The sequence below is a fragment of the Phormidesmis priestleyi ULC007 genome (assembly GCF_001895925.1).
Classification (GTDB): domain Bacteria; phylum Cyanobacteriota; class Cyanobacteriia; order Leptolyngbyales; family Leptolyngbyaceae; genus Phormidesmis_A; species Phormidesmis_A priestleyi_A.
The window spans coordinates 1-18,680 of sequence record NZ_MPPI01000008.1; the positions used below are offsets into that span (position 1 = coordinate 1).

Consider the following 18,680-nt stretch of genomic DNA (forward strand, 5'->3'; position numbering starts at 1 on the left):
CTGATTCTGCCCTCCCATTACTGGTTGAACATTCCAAGGCGGACATCTGCCTGAACACTGACAGGGAAGGGCTTTTGAAGTCCTTCCAACTCCCCCGAACGACTTCGAGTCGCACGTCTAACTATTATTTCTGCCGTTTGAACTCCTGCCAATCAGCATAATATGCTTTATAAGAAGATTATGCCGTGTAGAAACCGGATAACTCCTACTTTTTAAGGTTCTATACCGAATCTTCACAGTATAACTCCTCTATTTCGGCAGTTATACTGAGCGGTTTTCAGATTTCTCGCTTCTAGGCTTGCTGAATCAATCGCCCAAAATTCCCCAATCGACGAACCCATCAAATAATTCGTTATCTCGATCGAGTCCCGCCTTAGCTAAACTGAGTTATCTCAAGCCAAAATCAAGTTGACAAAGGCACTTCCTGAGTTTCAGTTTAGCGTGATATGGAACTTGGACTGCCACCAGATCCCCAAGTGGCTATTTCCCCTAATTTGGCACCAATTCATGTGCTAGGAATTAAATCTTGGCTGCTATCTGCGTGCGCTGATATGTTCTGTATGATTTGCTCGTTAGAGATCTCCATTACTCTGGCTTCTTAGTCACATCTTTTAAAACTTTAGAAATTAATATTTTCAACTGAGGGACATCTTCCTGAACTGCTTTCCAGATGATTTCTACGTCTGTATTGAAATAATCATGAATTAGTTTATCTCGCATTCCAGCAATATCTCGCCAGGGAACATCAGGATATTGGCTTCTGACTGAATTTGGGATTCGCTTTACCGCTTCCCCAATAATTTCGATCGCTCTTGAAACTGCAAACACTTTCTCTAAACTCTGCGAGAACACTTCAAACTCAACGCCTGTTGTAAACTGCTCGATCGCAGCTACAGCATCTAAAATATCCTGTAAGTAGTCCTCAACTTGCCGTCTGGTCACAGGTAAACGACCTCTGCCAAAATCCGCTCCCCAATGCGTGGCTTTAGCCCAGACTTGTGTACCAAATCGACTTTGACACCCAGATTATCGCTGAGATAGTTTTCTAAATTGACAAACTTTAATAGGCTCGGTGTCTCCGAAAACTCTACCAGCACATCTACATCGCTGGCTTCCGTCTGCTCCTGCCTGACATAGGAGCCAAAAACCCCTAATTCTTGAACTTTGTAACGTTCTTGCAACAACGACTTGTGTTGCCCAAACCACTGCTTGATTTCCTCTAGTGTTTTCATAGGCTCTATCTCCCCCTCAAAGTAAGTACAGTAGGTGATGTGCAACTAATTCACCCTCATCCCAACCCTTCTCCCTAGGGAGAAGGGCTTTCAGATTCTTTCTGGTTCCCTCTCCTAAGGGAGAGGGCTAGGGTGAGGGCAGTATTTTCAAGCATTTGAGAGAAGTTGCACATCGCCTTACAGTGCAAGATATAGCTTACCCTGCTCTGTTTCGGGAGATAAATGGTGTATCAATAGACACTCAACCTTTTTAGCTTTTACTGGATAAATATAAATATGTTGCTGCTTCTAGGTTTGCTGAATCGATCGCCCAAAATTCCCCCATCAACAAAGCCACCCAGCAATTCCTGATCTCGATCGAGCTTTGCATTAGCTAAACTGAGTTGTCTCAAGCCAGAATCGAGTTGACGAACGCGCTTCCTTTGTCGCGCTATTGCTTAACTAAGTTGACGAACGCGCTTCCTTAGTTTCAGCTTCGTGTTATCGAGTTGACGAACGCGCTTCCCTAGTTTCCGCTTTGTGTGATCGAGTTGACGAACGCGCTTCCTTAGTTTCAGCACTCCGATACTTAGTTACAGATTGAGACTCCAGAAGTTCCACAGATTAGATCGAGAGTCAATCACTCGATCGGGGAACTCTGAAACTGTTCAATCAAAGATCTAAGAGAGGGTCTCTATTCATGCCTGGACTCGGAAAACGAACTTCATCTCATCTTGAGAAGGCAAAAACACGCCTATCTGCCATCAGATCCATCAGTTCCAGCTTAGACATGGGCAAAGGACTATCCATTCAAGCCTATTCAGCGTTAGTCGAGAAAACCCGTCAGCGAGTGGATGCTTACAATGCAACCGTAGCGATGCTAGATGCCGATCGCGTGGTGATGCAAGAAGCCGAGAAAGAACTGCAAGAACTCACCGAGAAAATGTTGCTGGGGGTTGCGATCGAATTCGGGAAAGACAGCCCCGAATACAAGATTGCAGGCGGCATTCGCAAGAGTGAGCGGAAACGACCCGATCGTAAAAAAGCGAATCAGTCAGAACCGCACCCTGCACTTAGCTAAGAAGACCTCAAACATCTGGTGTTTCTAACCCATCGGATGTTTTTTCCATAAATTCTCTAGACTCTTACCAGGACGATAAAAGTACTGCCTCCAACTACGATCGAAGCAACACAACGTTCTTGGTCAGCGGTTGCCGATAACCTTTGCAGCTTTCAATCTGCCTAAGATGCTTTTAGGATGGTCAGGCGGAAGCTTTCTGCCTAGTTTTTGATTTCGGATTTGATCTCTTCATAGACTCGTCCTTTCCAAGCGCCGCCTTTGCCTTGCCAGTGACGACGGGCTGAGTCGATCGTCATTAACGTGTAGAGAAACGCGATCGCAGGCAAACAACCTGCCAACCAAAACGAACACCGATAAAAGCGAATAATCGGAAAGTAAGCCAAACTCATCAGCAAATAGGCAAGAAAGCTAGGAAGGGCGATCGACCATTGCCCCGCAAACAATCCAAAAACGAATCCCACAGGTGGAACGAGATAAATGAGGCTCATTCCAAATACCGTTCCGACGAGCAATAGCGGCGAGTAATTTAATTGAGTGAACGCCGATCGCGCCACCATTGTCCAGATCGTTTCTAGCGAGTCATAGGGACGTAGGCTTCGAGTCGAGTCTGACAATCCTAGCCAAATTCGTCGTGACCCACTCGACTTAATCGCCTCCGCTAACGCACAATCGTCAATTAATGCTTGTCGAATTGCTTGAATGCCGCCAATCCGAGTCAGTGTTTCCCGACGAATTAGACTACATCCGCCTGCCGCACCCGCGATCGCGTTCCCTGGCTCATTCACCCACCGAAACGGATAAAGCTTCTCAAAAAAGAAGACAAACGCTGGAATCAGCAGTTTTTCCCACACGCTCTGACAGCGTAATCGCACCATTAAAGAGACGAGTTCGCGATCGTCCTCAACGGCTTTGGCAACTAGCTGGGAGAGATTAGCGCGATCGTGTTCGATATCGGCATCGGTTAGCAGAAAATAGTCAGGTTCTAGCGTCATCGCTTTTTGGACTCCTTGATCTAATGCCCAAAGTTTCCCTGTCCATCCGGGTGGCAACAGTGCTGCCGAGAGAATGTGTAGCTGATCAGATTTGCCTAGCGTCTCAGCCGTCTCTCTGGCAATCTCAGCCGTGCGATCGGTGCTGTGATCATCGACTAAAAAGAGATTGAGAACACCGGGATAGTCTTGAGTGAGGAGCGATCGTAACGTCACAGGCAACAAATCCGCTTCGTTGCGGGCGGGGATGATGACGCAGACAGAAGGGTATTGATCAAAGGGCAAAGATTGGGCAGATAAGCGCTGATCGGTGCGCCAAAATTGACCGCGAAAGCAGAATAAATAAATCCAAATCGTCAGAGAAAGTAGCGCCAATCCTGCAAAAATCTCACTCATTATTGTTGGGGAAAGTTGGTTGCCATCTTGCAAAACTCTGATTTTAGAACGCAAAATACAAAGATTGTGGTTTTTGGGGTGAACGGTTCAATATGCAAGAACGAAATAGGGTGACGAATTCTCAACTGGATGGGGCGATCGCTGCCAGTCAAAATTATCTGCTCTCAACTCAAAACCCTGAAGGCTATTGGTGGGCAGAACTCGAATCGAATGTGACGATGACCGCAGAAGTTGTGTTGCTGCATAAAATCTGGGGCACCGATCAGACTCGCCCGATGTATAAGGCAGAGAAGTTTTTACGATCGCAGCAGCGCGATCACGGCGGCTGGGAATTGTTCTACGGCGACGGTGGTGAACTCAGCGTAACCGTTGAAACCTACATGGCGTTAAAGCTACTAGGTGTCGCGATCAACGATCCAACAATGGTGAAAGCGAGAGAATTTATCTTGGCGCGGGGCGGTGTGGCTAAAACTCGCGTGTTCACAAAGTTTCACCTGGCGTTGATTGGCTGCTATCCCTGGAGTGGGTTGCCGTCGATTCCGCCAGGGTTGATGTTGTTGCCGTCATTGAAGTTGGAGATTCCCAATCCGTTTGGGTCTGAGCCGCTGTTTTCAGCTTCGACGTTTAGCATTTATGAATTGTCTAGCTGGGCGAGAGGCAGCACCGTTCCGTTGATGATTGTGTTCGATCGCAAGCCCGTTTTTCTCGTCGATCGACCGATCACGCTTGACGAACTTTACGCGGATGGGATTACAAACACTAATTTTGATCTGCCTCGCAAATCAGACTGGACAGATCTATTTGTTGACTTAGATAAGGTCTTCAAAGTAGCTGAAAACTGGAACCTGATGCCCTTTCGAGAAGCAGGACTCAAAGCCGCAGAACAATGGATTCTAGAACGACAGGAAGCTTCTGGTGATTGGGGCGGGATCATTCCTGCAATGTTGAATTCCCTGTTGGCGTTGCGTTGCTTAGATTATGATGCGGCTGATCCAGTTGTCGAACGCGGCTTAAATGCGGTCGATCGTTTCTCGAATCAGACAGATCACACGTTCAGCGTTCAGCCTTGCGTTTCACCTGTTTGGGACACAGCATTGGTGATGCGATCGCTCGTTGATTCTGGGATGACTCCCAATCATCCGGCTCTCGTTCGCGGCGGCGAGTGGCTGCTCGAAAAACAGATTTTAGATTATGGCGATTGGGCCGTCAAAAATCAGCGCGGCAAACCGGGGGCCTGGGCATTTGAGTTTGAGAATCGCTTCTATCCTGACGTGGATGATTCTGCGGTTGTGGTGATGGCGTTAGCGGCGGTGGATTTGCCCAATGAGCGCTTAAAAAACCAAGCGATCGTCCGCGCCGTTAACTGGATTATCACGATGCAATGCAAACCTGGAGGCTGGGCGGCATTCGACTTAGATAACGATCAAGACTGGCTTAATGCTCATCCTTATGGCGATCTCAAAGCCATGATCGATCCCAATACGGCAGACGTGACAGCGCGAGTGTTAGAGATGTTTGGACGATTGCCAGACCCTCATCTAGACGCAAATCGCCTCGATCGGGCCCTCACCTACTTAAGGCAAGAACAGGAAAGCGATGGCTCCTGGTTTGGGCGTTGGGGCGTGAACTATATCTATGGCACCAGTGGCGTTTTGGCTGCGCTTTCGTTAGTTGCGCCTACTCATAAATCAAGTCTCGATCGTGGGGCAGCTTGGTTAGTAAAACGTCAAAACCCTGATGGCGGCTGGGGCGAAACCTGCGCCAGCTACCAAGATTCTTCACTCAAAGGCAAGGGAAACAGTACAGCTTCTCAGACTGCTTGGGCATTGATTGGGTTGCTGGCTGCCGGGGAAACGACGCATCAGTTTGCCTGGAATGCGATCGACCACGGCATCACCTACCTGCTCACCACTCAACGAGAAAACGGCACCTGGAACGAAGACCACTTCACAGGTACAGGCTTTCCGGGTCACTTCTACTTGAAGTATCACCTTTATCAGCAGCACTTTCCCCTCACCGCACTCGGACGATATCGGGAAATCAACCAGAATTTCCTAAAATCTCAGCCCGACTCCGCCTTGAAGTGACGCAGCCGCACCACCGCGCTTATAAGCATCAAACGAGATAATCGCATTGCCAAAAACGACGACATTGCTGTTAGGAAGCGCATAGTCAATGCCCGGTTGAATCGCAAAACTCGTTTGATTGCCAACTGGAGTGTCGCCCCCGATCGGAATGGATACCCCTGCGCCAATATAAGCATCAGTCTGCCAGTTGAGGGGAATATCATAAGAAACGGTCGGCACGATCGCCACATTGCTGCCGACCAGTGCCTGTGCTCTGACTGAAACCGGAGCCGTCAAAAACTTATATCGACCTGCAATCACCGCCGAAATTTTGTGTTCGCGGTCTGCTCCACGGGTCAAGCCAAACGAAGGACCAATGCCCACATAGCTACCATAAGCGGCTTGTGCAGAGGCAGGAGCTTGAGCGCCAAAGGCAAGCCCAACGCTGATTGCAGCAACGCTTACAACTGCACCGATTTGCAAAAACGTAGGATTAAACTGTTTCATTAGACGACTCCTCAGTGACCAGACGGCGATGTGATTGCAATCGAATATTTAACTGTACGATCGTTGACCTTCGCGAATCAACTAATAAATACCCAAAATCGCTATTTCATGATACTCAACAACTTGGGATGGAAGTACATTTGCCCCTGATTAAGCCTGAGAAACGTTGGCGCATGGCGTAGACTTTGGACAGTGAAAGAGTCTAACGTCTCCCGGTTGAAAAACTGTGCAGCTAAATCAGGTCATTATTATTCATAAGTCGGGCGACCCGCTCAGTCGGCGATGGGCCGAGCGGTGTGCCCAAGCGTTAGAAAAACGCCATTGTCGAGTGTTGTTAGGGCCGAGCGGGCCGAATGACAATCCCTATCCCGTGTTTTTGGCATCGGTGCAGCAGTCGATCGACCTCGCGATCGTCCTCGGTGGCGATGGCACTGCCCTGACGGCTGCTAGAAATTTGGCGGCCGACAAAATTCCCATTCTCGCGGTCAACGTCGGCGGACATTTGGGATTTCTCACCGAATCGTCTGAAGATTTCAACACCGAAACGGTTTGGGATCGACTGTCAGAAGATCGGTTTGCTGTGCAGCGCCGCATGATGCTTCAAGCTAGTATTTTTGAAGGCAACCGGACAAACTTAGAGCCAGTCAGCGATCGCTATCTGGCACTGAATGAAATGTGCATTAAACCTGCCTCTGCCGATCGCATGATCACCGCGATTTTAGAGATGGAGATCGATGGTGAAGTCGTCGATCAATATCAGGGTGATGGCTTGATTGTGGCAACTCCTACAGGTTCGACCTGCTACACCGTAGCGGCAAACGGCCCAATTATTCACCCCGGCATGAACGCGATCGCCGTTACACCGATCTGTCCTTTGAGTTTGTCGAGTCGTGCGATTGTTTTGCCGCCTGGATCTGTGGTGAGCATTTGGCCGCTGGTCGATCGAGACATCAACACAAAGCTGTGGATGGATGGCGTTTTAGCAACCTCGATCTGGCCGGGTCAGCGCGTTGATATTCGCATGGCAGATTGCGATGCTCAATTTATTATTCTCAGAGAAAACTATTCTTATTACCAAACGCTGCGAGAAAAGCTGCAATGGGCAGGGGCCCGAATTCACTACAGCAACAATCACCGCAATTAGGTTTAGCTATCACAATCTAGACCTCAAATCGGAAAACTTTTGCGATTCTATGAGGCTTGATGCGTGAATCCACTAGAATAGCTAATCGAGGAATTGCTTGAAAAGATGTCAGGATAAGTGTGTATGATTCCTGATTTCCAGAACTCTAGCCCCTCTCTGACCCCATCATCCACTGAGTTTTTATGCCCAAGGTTCTTGTTTCCGATCCCATTGATCAAGTTGGGATCGATATTCTGTCCCAGGTTGCCCAGGTTGATGTCAAAACTGACTTAACGCGTGAGCAACTGGTCGAAATCATTTCTGAGTATGATGCGTTGATGATTCGCTCTGGGACTCGTGTCACTCAAGAAGTGATCGAGGCAGGAACTCAACTCAAAATTATCGGGCGCGCCGGGGTAGGTGTCGATAACGTAGACGTGACTGCTGCCACGCGCAAAGGCATTGTGGTCGTCAACTCTCCAGAAGGCAACACGATCGCAGCCGCCGAGCACACGATCGCGATGATGATGGCCCTGTCGCGCTACATTCCCGATGCCAACCAGTCAGTAAAGGGCAACAAGTGGGATCGCAAAAGCTTCACGGGCGTTGAAGTTTATAAGAAAACGCTCGGTGTCGTCGGTTTAGGCAAGATCGGGACTCATGTTGCGACGGTTGCCAAAGCAATGGGCATGAAGCTGCTGGCGTTTGACCCATTTATTTCTCACGAACGGGCAGAGCAGATCGGCTGTCGTCTTGTCGAGTTAGATGTGTTGTTCCAGCAAGCCGATTACATCACGCTCCACATTCCTAAAACGGCAGAAACGACTCATTTAATTGGGGCAGCCGCGATCGCCAAGATGAAGCCCACCGCTCGGATCATCAATTGTGCACGAGGCGGAATCATTGACGAAGCCGCTCTAGCAGAGGCCCTGAAAGCGGGCAAGATTGCCGGAGCCGCGATCGACGTATTTGAATCCGAACCCTTAGGCGAATCCGATCTGAGATCCTTGGGTAGAGAAATCGTGCTCACCCCACACTTAGGAGCCTCGACCGAAGAAGCTCAGGCAAATGTGGCGATCGATGTTGCCGAACAAATTCGTGATGTGCTGCTGGGGTTGCCTGCGCGATCTGCGGTCAACATCCCCGGTTTGCGTCCTGATCTATTAGAGCAATTAAAGCCTTATCTGCAACTGGCAGAAACCCTCGGCAACCTAGTCGGGCAACTCGTCGGCGGACGAGTCGAATCCTTAAACATTGGGCTGCGGGGAGAACTGGCAACTAATCAAAGTCAACCGATCGTGGTGGCGGCGCTTAAAGGGTTACTGTCTCACGCGCTGCAAGAACGAGTCAATTACGTCAATGCCAGCATTGAGGCAAAAGAGCGCGGCATTCGGGTGATTGAGACTCGTGATGCGTCTGTCAAAGACTACACAGGCTCTCTTCATCTGTCGGCTAAAGGCGCGTTGGGTGAACATTCTGTCACGGGTGCGTTGCTAGGCGACAACGAAATTCGCGTCACTAGCATTGATGATTTTCCGGTTAACGTGCCTCCCAATCGTCACATGCTGTTCACCTTGCACCGCGACATGCCAGGAATCATCGGCAACATTGGGTCTTTGCTGGGCAGATTTAATGTGAACATTGCCAGTATGCAAGTCGGTCGCAAAATTGTGCGCGGCGATGCGGTGATGGTGTTGAGCATTGATGACCCGCTTCCCGAAGACATTTTAGATGAGATCAAAAAGGTGTCAGGCATTCGAGACGCTTATACGGTCACGCTTTAGGGAGGGTAGAGGGTGATTTGCCCTTCACCCTTCGCCCTTCACCTGTGAGAGATATGGCAAATAGCTGGTGGGAAATTCAAGTTTTGTGTGACACGTCGCTTGATGAAGTGGCATTTTGGCGGCTCGAAAAGTTTGGCTGCCGAGGCACTTCTAGCGAGATTAAGGGTTCTTCGTGTCGGGTTTCTGCCTATTTGCCGCAACAACAAGCCCAATTGCTAGATCTATCGGCGTTGTCTCTATTAATGCGGCAAGACGCGCTCTGTGTCGGTCTGCCGCTGCCGATCGTGCAGTGGAGCTTGATTGATGAAGAAGATTGGGCAAGTAGCTGGAAGGTTCACTGGCAACCGCAGAAAGTCGGCGATTGCTTCTGGATCAACCCCGCTTGGCTACCCGCTCCGCAAGGAGACGATCGCATCATCATCCAGTTAGAACCGGGAGTCGCGTTTGGCACCGGGGATCACGCTACGACTCAGCTTTGTCTTGAAGCGTTGGAGATGCGGTTTAGTGACAATCCTCAAAATACTGTGATTGCGGATGTGGGCTGCGGTTCAGGAATTTTGTCAGTCGGGGCGATTCTTCTAGGGGCGAGTAAAGTCTATGCCGTAGACACCGACCCACTCGCAGTCAAAGCAAGCCGAGAGAATATTGAGCTAAATGGGATTGACCCCAAGCGGATGATCGTCGCGGAGGGCAGTGTTAAGGAACTAGAGGCATTGATTAAAGAGCCGATCGATGGATTGGTGTGCAATATTTTGGCGGAAGTGATTATCGATTTGATTCCGCAGTGGACGACGATCGTCAAGCTATCAACCTGGGGCATTTTGAGCGGCATCTTATTAGAACAAGCTAAACCCGTTGCTGACACGCTCGAAGAAAATGGCTGGATTGTGGCAGCGCTGTGGAAACGTGGGGATTGGTGTTGTTTGAATATTCGGCGATCGTGATTCCACTTCAGTTCGACGAGGTTTTTCGCTTCGTTTTGAGCGGCTTCCCGGATTTACAATCGTAGCAACAAATCCACAAGAGGGCACGGCAATGCCATGCCCCTACGAAATTGGGGTTAACCTTCGCGTAGTTTTTCTAAAACGCTGCGATCTTCTAGGGTTGAGGTGTCGCCCGAAATCGCGTTGCCACTGGCAAGATCTCGCAGTAGACGACGCATGATTTTGCCCGATCGGGTTTTGGGCAACGCATCGGCAAATCGGATTTCTCCTGGACGAGCGATCGCGCCAATTTCTAGCACAACGTGCTTCTTCAACTCTTTTGCAAGCTCGTCGCTGGGTTGATAAGTGCCTTCGAGCGTGACAAAGGCGACAATATCCTGTCCCTTAATCTCGTCGGGTTTGCCCACCACTGCGGCTTCTGCAACAGCAGGATGAGACACCAGAGCCGACTCAACTTCCATCGTGCCTAAGCGGTGTCCGGCGACGTTGATCACATCATCGACGCGACCCATCACCCAAAAATAGCCATCTTCGTCGCGCCGCGCACCATCGCCTGCAAAGTAGGTGTACTGACCGTCTTTAACCGGAATGTGCTGCCAATAGGTGCGACGGAAGCGATCGGGATCACCAAACACCGTCCGCATCATTCCAGGCCAAGGATAGCGGACTGCTAAATATCCGCCTTCATTCACGCCGACTGAATTGCCGTCTAGATCCACCACGTCTGCCAAAATGCCAGGAAAGGGCAGCGTCGCCGATCCAGGCTTGGTCGGAATCGCCCCCGGAAGCGCAGTGATCATGATGCCGCCTGTTTCGGTTTGCCACCACGTATCGACGATCGGGCACTTTTCGCCCCCAATCACTTTGTGATACCACATCCAGGCTTCGGGGTTAATAGGTTCGCCGACGGTGCCCAAAAGTCGCAGTGAAGACAGATCGCGATCGTTGGGATGCTGATCACCCATTTTAATAAAGGCCCGAATCGCGGTCGGCGCAGTGTAGAAGATGCTGACTTTGTGTTTTTCAATCACATCCCAAAAGCAGCCGGGATTTGAGGCGCGTGGGGCACCTTCATACATAACGCTGGTTGCGCCGTTAGAAAGCGGCCCGTAAACGACATAGCTGTGTCCCGTGATCCAACCCACGTCGGCGGTGCACCAAAAGACATCCGTTTCTTGAAGGTCAAAAATCCATTTGGTGGTCATGTGGACATAGAGGTTATAGCCACCTGTGGTGTGAACTACGCCCTTCGGTTTGCCCGTGCTGCCCGAAGTGTAGAGAATGAACAGCATGTCTTCACTGTCCATTGGTTCGGCGGGGCAATCGGCAGAGACAGTTTCTTTTAAGTCGTGCCACCAAAAATCACGATCGCGCTGCATCACAATTTCCTGTCCCGTGCGTTTGGCAACCAGCACTTTCTCAACGGGCACCCGGTCATCGGCTAAAGCTTTATCAACCTGCTCTTTAAGCGGCACGATCGCATCTTTGCGCCAGCCTCCATCGGCAGTGATCACAACTTTAACCTGACAATCAATCAAGCGATCGCGCAACGCCTCAGCGCTGAATCCCCCAAAAATGACGGTATGAGGGGCACCAATTCGGGCACACGCCAGCATCGCGATCGCCGCTTCAGGAATCATCGGCATATAGAGCGCCACCCGATCGCCCTTCTGCACACCCATTTGCTTAAGGACGTTGGCAAACTTGCAGACTTCTACATGCAGTTGAGCGTAGGTGAGCGTGATCGAATCTCCGGGTTCACCTTCCCAGACGATCGCGGGTTTATCGCGACGATCGGGGGTCAGATGCCGATCTAAACAGTTGTAGGAAAGATTGGTTTTGCCGTTCACAAACCACTTTGCAAACGGTGGATTGCTCCAATCGAGTACAGTATCCCAGGTTTGAAACCAGTGCAATTGCTGTGCGAGGTCTGCCCAAAACTTTTGCGGGTCGGCTTGGGCACGATCGTAAAGTGCCTGATAGTCTTCTAGGCTTTTAATCTGCGCGTTTTGAGAAAATTCAGCACTGGGCGGAAAGAGTCGCGTTTCTTGCAAGATAGATTCAATGCTCGATTCAGACATTGTGTTTCGTGGGGTGGCGGAGTCAAGAGTTTAGATCGTCTTAGAAAAACGATACTGGTTTCTTGGCGGCGATCGACGAAAGGGAATCTTGAGTTTGATTACAATTAGCATAAATCAACTGATGCTGTGGCTATGAACGCACCCACTCTTGAATCAAAGCTGACCCTTGCGGCGTTTCTAAAACAACCAGAAACGAAACCCGCTTCAGAATTCATCAATGGAGAAATCATTCAAAAACCTATGCCTCAAGGAGAACACACCTTAATTCAAATTGAGCTTTGCAAAGCTATTGACCAAGTGGTGCAGCCTCAGAAAATTGCGAAGGCGTTTCCAGAGTTGCGATGTACGTTTGGCGGAGTCTCGATCGTCCCAGATATCTCCGTCTTCCGTTGGCAGAGAATCCCAACTCAGCCGTCTGGACGGATTGTGAATCGCTTTGAGATTCAACCAGATTGGGCGATTGAAATTTTATCTCCTAATCAGAATTCAACAAAAGTCCTCAGAAATTTGCTGCCCTGTTCGCAGCATGGCACCGAGTTAGGCTGGTTAATTGCCCCCGAAGATGAAACGGTGTTTGCGGTGTTTCCGGGGCAGCGCGTTGAAGTGTTTGAAGGAACTGCCTCGTTACCGATGATTGAGGGAGTTGATTTAGCGTTAACGGTTGAGCAGATCTTGAGTTGGTTGACGTTTAGTCAAACAAGCAATTGCAGCCTCTCTAGTTTCATCTTTGACGGATGGCGCGTTGCTTTGGCAAGTTGCCTGTGAGTATTTAGCAGCAAGCCGAAAATTGGAGCCGTTAGGGTATAACCGAGCAAAAGCCTATCAGTACAATCTGTGATCTACAGCAGGTTTGGTACACCGCGCTTCCTTTGTGGAATGTGATCGATCGAGCAGAGAATTTGATGAGTCGTTACAGTCTGTCGCATTGGGATTCGATGCTTGTTGCGGCTTGCTTGGAAGTTAATATACAAACCCTTTACACCGAAGATTTAGGATATTCAAGCATTGATGGAATGGCGATCGTCAACCCATTCAAAATGATTTGAGTTCGCAGCAGTCCAACAATGCTTAGGTAGTTGCTCAAGCTTTTGCAGGCTTTAAAACCAACCATCCGACAAAAAAGAACGTCGCGGTAAACAACTGTACAATCTCTAGCGCAGAAAGATAGCCATCAGAGAGAGTCGCGATCGAGCGATCGGCAATTCCAAATAGCCAGGAGGAGACACCCAAGATCCAAATCCCATTTTTGAGACTCATTAGAAACGCCATCAGGTCAGAAGTTTGGGGAGTCATATCAGTCACTTTTTGGCTATGCCAGATAGGTAAGTCAGTGAATTGATTGGGTTATCCACCGCTTGGTTTCATACATATTAAGAAATATTTCTACTTCTTGCCATATTTCTCCAGATATACATCTTGATTCTCTGACATGGATAAAAAGTTTGTCATCAACGCTTTTGCTACGATCTGAAAACACGTCTCTCACTGTCTCGCCGTTACCCTGATTCAGATGACCTATGCCATTGACTTTGGAACCAGCAACACTGTCGTCACTCGCTGGAATCCGGCAACTCAACAGCCAGAAACTTTATTTCTACCGGGTGTTTCGCTTCGAGTTGGACAAAGCCCACCGCTGATTCCCAGTTTGCTCTATGTTGAAAACGCCAAACAAGGAGCCGTCATCGTTGGGCAACAAGTGCGCGATCGGGCCCTCGATTTAGCCACCGACTCTCGATTTTTTCGCAACTTTAAGCGGGGCATTGGCTCCAATGTGCAAGGCTTTTTGCCTGAGTTAGATGGGCAGACTATCAACTTTGAGCAAGTCGGCGACTGGTTTTTGACTCAAATCATCACCCAACTTAAAGCCACCGATCCCGATATTGCTAACTCGATCGTGTTTACCGTTCCGGTTGACAGTTTTGAGGTCTATCGCCTTTGGCTGGGGCGAGTGTGCCAATCACTCAACATTGACCAAGTGCGAATGTTAGATGAGCCGACAGCGGCTGCTTTGGGATATGGGCTAAACGATCGTCAAACGCTCTTAGTTTTCGACTTTGGGGGCGGAACGCTAGATTTGTCTCTGGTGCAGTTGGATATCAATGAACAAACTCAGGCAAAACCGCTCGGATTCGTTCTTAAATGGGGGCAAAAATCATTTGCAGAACAGTCGGGACAGAAGCCTAAAATTGCCAGGGTTCTCGCTAAAGCGGGGCAAAATCTGGGCGGCTCGGATATTGATCACTGGCTCGTCGATTATTTCGTCGAAACTCAAGGAATTGCGGCGACTCCTTTAATTTCACGCCTAGCAGAACGGCTCAAAATTCAACTTTCGCTGCAACTACAAGCGCAAGAAGTCTATTTTGACGATGAAACATTTGAGAGTTACGAACTGTCTTTAACTCGCAGCCAGTTTGAGCAGATTCTCACCGAGCACCAGTTTTTTGAAAATTTAGATGAAGCGATGGGTCAAGTCCTTCAGCAAGCACGACGACAAGGACTGGAGGTAAAAGACATTGATGCAGTGTTGCTCGTCGGTGGAACGGTGCAAATTCCGGCGGTGCAGACGTGGGTGAGGCAATATTTTGAAGCGTCGAAAATCCGATGTGAAAAGCCTTTTGAAGCGATCGCGCAAGGTGCTCTGCAACTCAGCCAGGGCATTCAGATTAAAGATTTTCTCTATCACGGCTATGGCATTCGCTATTGGAATCGTCGAGATAACTGCCACAGTTGGCACCCTCTGATCAAAGCCGGACAGCCTTACCCCATGCAAGACTCGGTTGATTTAGTACTCGGTGCGTCGCTAGACAATCAGCCCAGCATTGAGCTGATTATTGGCGAACTTGGCACCGAAATGGCTCAGACCGAAGTCTATTTTGATGGCGATCGTCTCGTCACCCGCAATCTTACTAGCAGTCAAACTCAAGTGCAGCCGCTTAACGATCGCGGCGGGGCGCGCAACATTGCCCAACTCGATCCGCACGGATCGCCAGGGAGCGATCGCATCAAAGTCCACTTTCAGGTAGACGATCAGCGCTTTCTTCGCATCACCGTTGAGGACTTGCTGACTGCCCGAACTCTTTTAGAAGATCAGCCCGTTGTGCAACTGAGTTAACGTCAGTTCGACGAGTTTTTTCGCTTCGTCAAGAGCGGCTTCTGCCCCCTAAATCTCCCATTTTGAGGGACTTTGAACCGGAAATTTTGGCTTGAAGTCCCGCAATTTTGGGGATTTAGGAGACGCGATCGACTGGTAACGAAGTCGTCGAATTCACATTGAGTTAAACCCCACAAAAAAGCACCTAGTTATGAGGCGCTTTTTTGTAGAGATCGGACTAACAATTAGCCTTGAATCGCAGGAGCTTGAAGCGCAACCGGAGACGCATCACCCGAAGCCAAATCAAGCGGGAAGTTGTGAGCATTGCGCTCGTGCATGACTTCCATCCCCAGGTTGGCACGATTAATCACGTCAGCCCAAGTGTTGACCACACGACCCTGAGAATCGAGAATGCTCTGGTTAAAGTTAAACCCATTTAGGTTAAACGCCATTGTGCTAACGCCCAGAGCGGTGAGCCAGATGCCAATTACGGGCCATGCGCCTAAAGTGAAGTGCAAAGAACGCGAGTTGTTAAACGAGGCGTATTGGAAGATCAACCGCCCAAAGTAGCCGTGTGCTGCCACGATGTTATAGGTTTCTTCTTCTTGCCCAAACTTGTAGCCCGCGTTTTGCGACTCGTTTTCAGTGGTTTCGCGAACCAGTGATGAAGTCACCAATGAGCCGTGCATCGCTGAGAACAAAGCGCCACCAAACACACCCGCTACGCCCAACATGTGGAAGGGGTGCATCAGAATGTTGTGTTCGGCTTGAAACACGATCATAAAGTTGAAGGTGCCAGAAATGCCGAGAGGCATACCATCGGAGAAGGAGCCTTGCCCGATCGGGTAGATCAACAAGACCGCCGTTGCCGCAGACACCGGAGCACTATAAGCGACGCAGATCCAGGGGCGCATTCCTAACCGATAGGATAACTCCCACTGGCGACCCATGTAGCTTAATATGCCCAGCAAGAAGTGCAGCACAACGAGTTGATAAGGGCCACCATTATAGAGCCACTCATCGAGCGAAGCGGCTTCCCAGATGGGGTAGAAGTGCAAGCCGATCGCGTTAGAAGACGGCACGATCGCGCCCGTTATAATGTTGTTGCCGTACATCAAAGAGCCAGAAACAGGCTCCCGGATGCCATCAATATCAACGGGCGGTGCAGCGATGAAAGCGATGATAAAGCAGATGGTTGCGCTGAGTAGTGTGGGGATCATTAAGACACCAAACCAACCCACATAGATGCGGTTATCGGTTGAGGTGATCCAGTTGCAAAAGCGATCCCAAACATTACCTTCTTCGCGTCTTTGTAATGTTGTTGCCATAAGTTTAGATGATTGCTTGAAACGACAAAAAATGCAGTCGAATCGGAATAGATGGGTAAGTTATTTACCTCTCTACATCTTATTGATATTTATTTTTATTTTCATGTGATTTTTGTTAACTTTTCTAAGCCTTAATTACGGCACCTCAACGAAGTTTCAGTCTCTTCAAGCGTTGCGTTGGGTTAAGCACTTTTTTTGTTTAAATTAGTTAATCATTTGCTTAAACGTCGTCTTCGTATTTTGGTAGTTTGAGACGTTTAAGCCTCGAATTTGATTTAGATATCTTTACTTTCTCTCACTTTTATTTTAGGAATCTTTACATTAAAAAGCGCCCTGACTATCAAGGCGCTAATTTTTTTGGAAAGCTTTTTAGCGTTACAAGATCGCCGCGATCGCTCCCAGCATTCCTTCAAACAGTCGCATTCCGTCAACGCCTCCCAAACTCGGATCAGAAGCTCGTTCTGGGTGAGGCATCATGCCCAACACATTGCCCTGACGGTTGCAAATGCCAGCAATATGATTGAGCGAACCGTTTGGATTGCTGGACTGATCAGACTTGCCCTCAGCGTTGCAGTAGCGGAACAACACTTGACCATTTTCTTCAAGCGACTTTAACGTATTGGCATCGGCGTAATAGCTGCCCTCGCCATGCGCGATCGGAAGCGTGATTACTTCTTCAGTCCGATAATAGTTCGTCCAAGGTAAATCAGTCCGCTCGACTTTAAGCGGCACTCGATCGCAGACAAAATGCAAATCTCGATTGCGAACCAGTGCCCCCGGAAGCAGCCCCGCTTCTGTTAAAACTTGAAACCCATTGCAGATTCCGAGAACTAATTTTCCTTGTTCTGCATGTTTGATCGTGGCTTGCATCACCGGAGAAAACCGAGCGATCGCGCCACACCGCAAATAATCGCCATAGCTAAATCCACCCGGCACAATCACGACATCAATATCAGACAAATCGCTGTCTTCGTGCCAAATCATGCGAGTCGGCTGATTGAGCAACCCTTGCGTCACCCAAACCACATCGCGATCGCAATTCGATCCCGGAAAAACCACTACTCCAACATTCATTCTTGCGCCCTCAGCCCTTATGCTTGATTTATGAACCTACGTTCAGAGGTGTAGACAACTTCTGCAAATCAAACCGATAATTTTCGATCACGGGGTTTGCGAGAAGCTGGTCGCAGATTTGGTCTAACTGTTGACGAGCTGCATCTTCACTGTCTGCGGCGATCGTCAACTCAACATATTTACCAATGCGAATTTGTTCAACGTTGTTATATCCCATATGCGACAGCCCGGACTTCACCGCAGTTCCCGCAGGGTCTAAGACCGAAGGACGGAGAGTAACATAGATTTGAGCTTGATAGTTTTGAGTCACAGTCATGTCCTGATTGCTAGAAAGATTGCCGTGAATGCGACAGCTTTTTCATTCTAAGACCGCGGACAGATGAAAGCTGATGAACTTCTAGAATCAAGGTAGACAGAGTTTTAGATTCACTTTGGACGATCGTCCCCACTTCTCATGAGAACCCGCACCCGCAGTCAAGAACGCATTCTCACAATATTAAAAATCCTGAACCAAGCCATCTCAGCACAGGATCTTTACATAGAACTTCGCAGTCGTGAACAAAGCATGGGGCTGGCCACAGTGTATCGCGCTCTAGAGGCACTCAAGCTCGAAGGAATGGTGCAGGTCAGAACGTTGCCCAACGGAGAAGCGCTCTATAGCCTCGTTAAAGAAGACAGACATCACTTGACCTGTGTGCAGTGCGGCAACTCGATTCCGATCGATCAGTGCCCAGTTCACGATTTAGAAGAACAGCTACACGAGTCTTATCGGTTCAAAATCTATTACCACATGCTGGAGTTTTTTGGGTTGTGCACCCAATGCCAAACCGAAAACGAATAAGTTTCGGCATTGCGGGAGGGGATGAAATGGCTGTAGGGGTAGCGCCCCCGTGCCTACCCCTGACGGAGGGCAACCACGGGGGGATTGCCCCTACGTCATCCTTCCGTCAGCAACGCCAAATTTCTATGCCTTGCCGTTGGGTTCATCGACGATCGACAACATGC

At 49.1% G+C, this 18,680-nt stretch carries 17 protein-coding genes; 8 read left to right on the forward strand and 9 right to left on the reverse strand.

Annotated elements, in window-relative coordinates:
* Positions 1-585 precede the first annotated feature (585 nt).
* Together BRW63_RS08795 and BRW63_RS08800 are read right to left on the reverse strand one after the other, a co-directional pair.
* Positions 586-942 carry a HepT-like ribonuclease domain-containing protein gene (locus BRW63_RS08795; protein ID WP_073070529.1) on the reverse strand — a complete coding sequence of 119 codons (357 nt, stop codon included), beginning with the start codon at positions 940-942 and terminating at the stop codon, positions 586-588.
* Positions 939-1,232: a nucleotidyltransferase family protein gene (locus BRW63_RS08800; protein ID WP_073070530.1), complete on the reverse strand. Its 294-nt coding sequence runs from the start codon at positions 1,230-1,232 to the stop codon at positions 939-941. Before BRW63_RS08800 ends, BRW63_RS08795 begins: the two co-directional genes overlap by 4 nt.
* 679 nt (positions 1,233-1,911) lie before the next feature.
* On the opposite strand from BRW63_RS08800, the gene BRW63_RS08805 reads away from it, so the two are divergent.
* Positions 1,912-2,292 (forward strand): hypothetical protein, encoded by a 381-nt coding sequence (locus BRW63_RS08805; RefSeq protein ID WP_073070531.1) that lies wholly within the window; start codon positions 1,912-1,914, stop codon positions 2,290-2,292.
* 200 nt (positions 2,293-2,492) lie between these two features.
* Here the strand turns inward: BRW63_RS08805 and BRW63_RS08810 are convergent, their stop codons facing one another.
* On the reverse strand, positions 2,493-3,677 hold the full coding sequence (locus BRW63_RS08810; protein WP_073070532.1) for a glycosyltransferase: 1,185 nt from the start codon (positions 3,675-3,677) through the stop codon (positions 2,493-2,495).
* A 110-nt stretch (positions 3,678-3,787) separates the two neighbouring features.
* On the opposite strand from BRW63_RS08810, the gene shc reads away from it, so the two are divergent.
* Complete coding sequence (shc, locus tag BRW63_RS08815) at positions 3,788-5,764, forward strand: squalene--hopene cyclase (protein ID WP_244913170.1); 1,977 nt, start codon at positions 3,788-3,790, stop codon at positions 5,762-5,764.
* On the opposite strand, the gene BRW63_RS08820 is transcribed toward shc, so the two are convergent.
* Positions 5,732-6,250, reverse strand: coding sequence for a hypothetical protein (locus BRW63_RS08820; RefSeq protein ID WP_073070534.1), 519 nt, complete (start codon positions 6,248-6,250; stop codon positions 5,732-5,734). The two genes, shc and BRW63_RS08820, sit on opposite strands and share 33 nt — an antisense overlap.
* A gap of 226 nt (positions 6,251-6,476) precedes the next feature.
* Between BRW63_RS08820 and BRW63_RS08825 the strand changes: the two genes are divergently transcribed.
* The 3 genes from BRW63_RS08825 to prmA all read left to right on the forward strand — a co-directional run bounded on the left by BRW63_RS08825 (position 6,477) and on the right by prmA (position 10,101).
* Positions 6,477-7,394 carry an NAD(+) kinase gene (locus BRW63_RS08825; RefSeq protein ID WP_073070535.1) on the forward strand — a complete coding sequence of 306 codons (918 nt, stop codon included), beginning with the start codon at positions 6,477-6,479 and terminating at the stop codon, positions 7,392-7,394.
* Between the two features lie 182 nt (positions 7,395-7,576).
* A complete protein-coding gene (gene serA, locus BRW63_RS08830) occupies positions 7,577-9,157 on the forward strand; it encodes a phosphoglycerate dehydrogenase (protein ID WP_073070536.1) in 1,581 nt (526 codons plus the stop codon).
* A gap of 53 nt (positions 9,158-9,210) precedes the next feature.
* A complete protein-coding gene (gene prmA / locus BRW63_RS08835) occupies positions 9,211-10,101 on the forward strand; it encodes a 50S ribosomal protein L11 methyltransferase (RefSeq protein WP_073070537.1) in 891 nt (296 codons plus the stop codon).
* A gap of 116 nt (positions 10,102-10,217) precedes the next feature.
* On the opposite strand, the gene acs is transcribed toward prmA, so the two are convergent.
* On the reverse strand, positions 10,218-12,182 hold the full coding sequence (acs, locus tag BRW63_RS08840; RefSeq protein ID WP_073070538.1) for an acetate--CoA ligase: 1,965 nt from the start codon (positions 12,180-12,182) through the stop codon (positions 10,218-10,220).
* A gap of 132 nt (positions 12,183-12,314) precedes the next feature.
* Between acs and BRW63_RS08845 the strand changes: the two genes are divergently transcribed.
* Positions 12,315-12,947, forward strand: coding sequence for a Uma2 family endonuclease (locus BRW63_RS08845; protein WP_083582784.1), 633 nt, complete (start codon positions 12,315-12,317; stop codon positions 12,945-12,947).
* A gap of 315 nt (positions 12,948-13,262) precedes the next feature.
* Here BRW63_RS08845 and BRW63_RS08855 read toward each other — a convergent pair whose 3' ends face one another.
* Positions 13,263-13,475, reverse strand: a complete 213-nt coding sequence (locus BRW63_RS08855; protein WP_073070539.1) for a hypothetical protein — start codon at positions 13,473-13,475, stop codon at positions 13,263-13,265.
* Positions 13,476-13,692: 217 nt separating this feature from the next.
* On the opposite strand from BRW63_RS08855, the gene BRW63_RS08860 reads away from it, so the two are divergent.
* Positions 13,693-15,294, forward strand: coding sequence for an Hsp70 family protein (locus BRW63_RS08860; protein WP_073070540.1), 1,602 nt, complete (start codon positions 13,693-13,695; stop codon positions 15,292-15,294).
* A gap of 224 nt (positions 15,295-15,518) precedes the next feature.
* Here the strand turns inward: BRW63_RS08860 and psbA are convergent, their stop codons facing one another.
* The 3 genes from psbA to purS form a co-directional block, all read right to left on the reverse strand.
* A complete protein-coding gene (gene psbA, locus BRW63_RS08865) occupies positions 15,519-16,601 on the reverse strand; it encodes a photosystem II q(b) protein (protein WP_073070541.1) in 1,083 nt (360 codons plus the stop codon).
* A gap of 375 nt (positions 16,602-16,976) precedes the next feature.
* The gene (purQ, locus tag BRW63_RS08870; protein ID WP_073070542.1) at positions 16,977-17,675 is read right to left on the reverse strand and encodes a phosphoribosylformylglycinamidine synthase subunit PurQ; all 699 of its coding nucleotides are present in this window, start codon (positions 17,673-17,675) and stop codon (positions 16,977-16,979) included.
* Positions 17,676-17,703: 28 nt separating this feature from the next.
* The gene (purS, locus tag BRW63_RS08875; RefSeq protein WP_219898382.1) at positions 17,704-17,991 is read right to left on the reverse strand and encodes a phosphoribosylformylglycinamidine synthase subunit PurS; all 288 of its coding nucleotides are present in this window, start codon (positions 17,989-17,991) and stop codon (positions 17,704-17,706) included.
* Positions 17,992-18,129: 138 nt separating this feature from the next.
* On the opposite strand from purS, the gene BRW63_RS08880 reads away from it, so the two are divergent.
* On the forward strand, positions 18,130-18,516 hold the full coding sequence (locus tag BRW63_RS08880) for a Fur family transcriptional regulator (RefSeq protein WP_073070543.1): 387 nt from the start codon (positions 18,130-18,132) through the stop codon (positions 18,514-18,516).
* The last annotated feature ends 164 nt before the right edge of the window (positions 18,517-18,680 follow it).